At 57.1% G+C, this 2,863-nt stretch carries 4 protein-coding genes; all 4 read left to right on the top strand.

The genetic code is table 11. The annotated features are described in order from the left end of the window. Positions 1–276, top strand: a 276-nt coding sequence (locus ACOSYY_RS12415; RefSeq protein WP_421662756.1) for a hypothetical protein, incomplete at its 5' end; no start/stop codon positions are given. A 41-nt stretch (positions 277–317) separates the two neighbouring features. Next, complete coding sequence (locus ACOSYY_RS12410; protein WP_421662754.1) at positions 318–794, top strand: hypothetical protein; 477 nt, start codon at positions 318–320, stop codon at positions 792–794. 390 nt (positions 795–1,184) lie between these two features. Continuing rightward, a complete protein-coding gene (locus ACOSYY_RS12405; RefSeq protein ID WP_421662752.1) occupies positions 1,185–1,478 on the top strand; it encodes a hypothetical protein in 294 nt (97 codons plus the stop codon). A 285-nt stretch (positions 1,479–1,763) separates the two neighbouring features. Further along, the coding region (locus ACOSYY_RS12400; RefSeq protein ID WP_421662750.1) for a PAS domain S-box protein at positions 1,764–2,863 on the top strand (1,100 nt) is incomplete at its 3' end.

The following is a 2,863-nucleotide window of genomic DNA, read 5'->3' as shown; positions in this document are numbered from 1 at the left end:
GCGGCTTCATCGGCTCCCTCCATCCGTCTGCCGGTTCATGACTTCCTCTTTCCCGGCTCAACCGTTGTCCGCGTCTGGTGGATGCCTTCGAGCGGACCGGACAGAATACACGCTTCGCCTGCGCAACACCGGATCACAGCTGAGAGGTTCAGCGCTGGAATAGGGCAAATCGTCATTGGAGCTTTCAATAGAGCCGATGACTATTATTCCTGTCTTCGTCTGGGTACGGCTCATATTCATTCCATCACGGATGCTCAGTCAATATTCGGCGAATGACGCATGGCGATTTTCGGCCCCGATCGACTATGATGAGCCGCATGTACTCCACCCTCGTTGTCCTACACATCCTTGCCGCCGTGACGTGGATCGGAGGGATGGTCTTCCTCTCATTAGTCTTGGCTCCGTTAGTCAGAGGCCGGAAGGCGGCGCCGGAATTCATGGCGCTGTTTCGATCCGCGGCGTTACGATTTCGCCCTATTGTGTGGGTTGCCATTGGGGTATTGCTCGCCACCGGCCCGATGTTGTTGTCTCTGCGGGGCATCCATGTGACCAGTCCGGCCTCCTGGCCGGGGATTGTGGCCGTGAAGTTGACCCTGGTCGCACTGTTGGTATTCTTGACTCTCCTCCATGATCTCGTCTTCGGTCCTCAGGTCAGTCGGGTCAGTGCCATACCGATTTCCCAGCGAACAGCAGGAGAGCAGGTTGTCTTCAGGACCGCGCGCTGGCTGCCTCGTCTTTCGCTGCTCATCGGACTGGCCATCGTGATCTCGGCGGCAATGCTGGCGCGGTTCTAGTTGCTCACGGTCTCTATTGTCGCCATATCTCGCTAGGGATGGCTTCTCGGCGGCTGAGGCATCACCGGAGGAATGGGCTCCGGTTGCGGCGGCGGCACTGGCGAAGGCGGCAAGGGAGTCGGCTTTGGCGGCGGAACTGCGACACCACCGCTCTCGTTCTTGATTGCATTCCTTGTTCCCCGCCACACAAATGAAAGATTCGGCGGGATGTCATCGTAGCTTCCGGGACAAGTAGTCAGTGAGGGGAAAGTTTGTCCAGGCAAGTAAGGTTACGCATCGCGTATTGGAGCCTGAGAAAGGAATACCAAGTGGGAACAAGTTGGAATCGACCTTGCACGGTCAGTGTAATTATTTGAAGGACCCGATGATAGGGAAGGAGGAGTACCATCAATGAGTGAACCACGACGCGAGGATCAAGCAGCGGAAGCAGGCATATCGCATTTCCCGCTGGAGGACGAACAAGACCGCCAGGACAAGGTCCACGAGAAGGCTGCCGTTCAAGCCGAACCGCCGCCTTCTGCCGGCTCTCGTAGGGAACATCGTCTGTCGCGGGAGAATTATCCTCCAACGGCGGAAGAATCGGACGAGCGGTTCGAGGGCAGGGGCGGTAAAGGAGGGAAGACGGGCGGATCGCGCGCCGGTCTCCTCTCGGCGAGCAGCAAAGAGCAGAAGGGCCGGACGTGAATTGCCAGTGAACGTGTCAGGCATGACACATTCCAATCGTCACTGAAACCCGTCCACGCCGGGGGGCTAGCCAGAACCGCATCGGCGACGTATATCGTTGCTGCAAATCCACCACCTAGGAACATCCCTAGTTTTCATACTCATGCCTTTATCTATACTGCGGCCCGCAGTAACCTCACTCTTCATCGACATCCAAAGTATGCCGGAATAGTTTCGCTTCACCCTTGAGATCGATTTGTTCGTCACTTTGTATTATTCAAGGCGCTACGGATCAGAAGGAGTTTCATGAGCCCCAGTCCGACCACAGCGACCATCCTTATTGTCGATCACGATCCCATTACCATGTCCATGAAGCGCCGCCTGCTCAGTCGGCAGAGCTACCGAATCATTGAAGCGGAGAACGGAGCCGACGCGCTCATGCTTGCCACCGCCGAACTTCCGGATCTGGTGCTCCTCGACGCCAATCTGCCGGACATCGACAGCTTCGATGCCTGCCGGCAGCTCAAGACTCGATCCGAGACCAAGTTCGTGAAGATACTGCAAACCTCCGCCGCTCGCATGAACGGGCCGGATCGAATGAAGGGCCTGGAAATGGGCGCCGATACATATCTGGTTGAACCGGCGGAAGAAGAACTCATCGGAACCGTGCGGGCCTTGCTGAAACTTGCGAAGCAGGAGCGAGACAACATTCGGCTTGCCGAGAAACTGTCCCGCGCCGAGCGTCAATTATCGGCCGCGACCGAAGCCGTCCATTGCGCGATCTGGGATTGGGATATCGCCGCCGACCGAGTGGAATGGTGGGGCGGGATAAACGGCTGGGCTGGTCTTCCATCCGGAAGTTTCGGTGAGAAGATGGAGGTCTTCATCGATCTGCTGCATCCCGACGACCGGCCGAGGGTTCGGCAGAAACTCGAGCAAGCCATGGCGGGACGAGCGATTGACTATGCGGACGAGTATCGCTTTCGGCATCCCAATGGTAACCTGCATTACCTGCATGCCGGCGGGCGTTTCCATTATGACGGCCAAGGAAAGGCTATTCGTATGACCGGTATCGTGCAGGACATGACCGAGCGCAAACGAGCCGAGGTAGCTGTACGCGAGAACGAAGAGCGATTTGCGAAAGCCTTCCGCACAAGTCCGCACCCGATTGGAATCACGGAAGTGGCAACCGGTCGTTGTCTAGAAGTAAACGACGCCTGTTTGCAGCTCTTTGGTTTTCGTCGCGAGGAAGTGATCGGCAGCACCACGTTGATGCTGGGCATCTGGCCGAATCAGGAAGATAGAGCGCGACTCATTCAACGGGTGCAAGCCGGCGAGCCGGTCCGCAATCTTGAGTTCAGCTTTAAGACCAAGTCCGGTGGCCTCCGCCATATTCTCGTCTCTTC

Source organism: Nitrospira sp. BLG_2, assembly GCF_049222245.1.
Note: the sequence above shows the minus strand (reverse complement) of the source record. Positions and strands in the feature narration are given on the sequence as shown.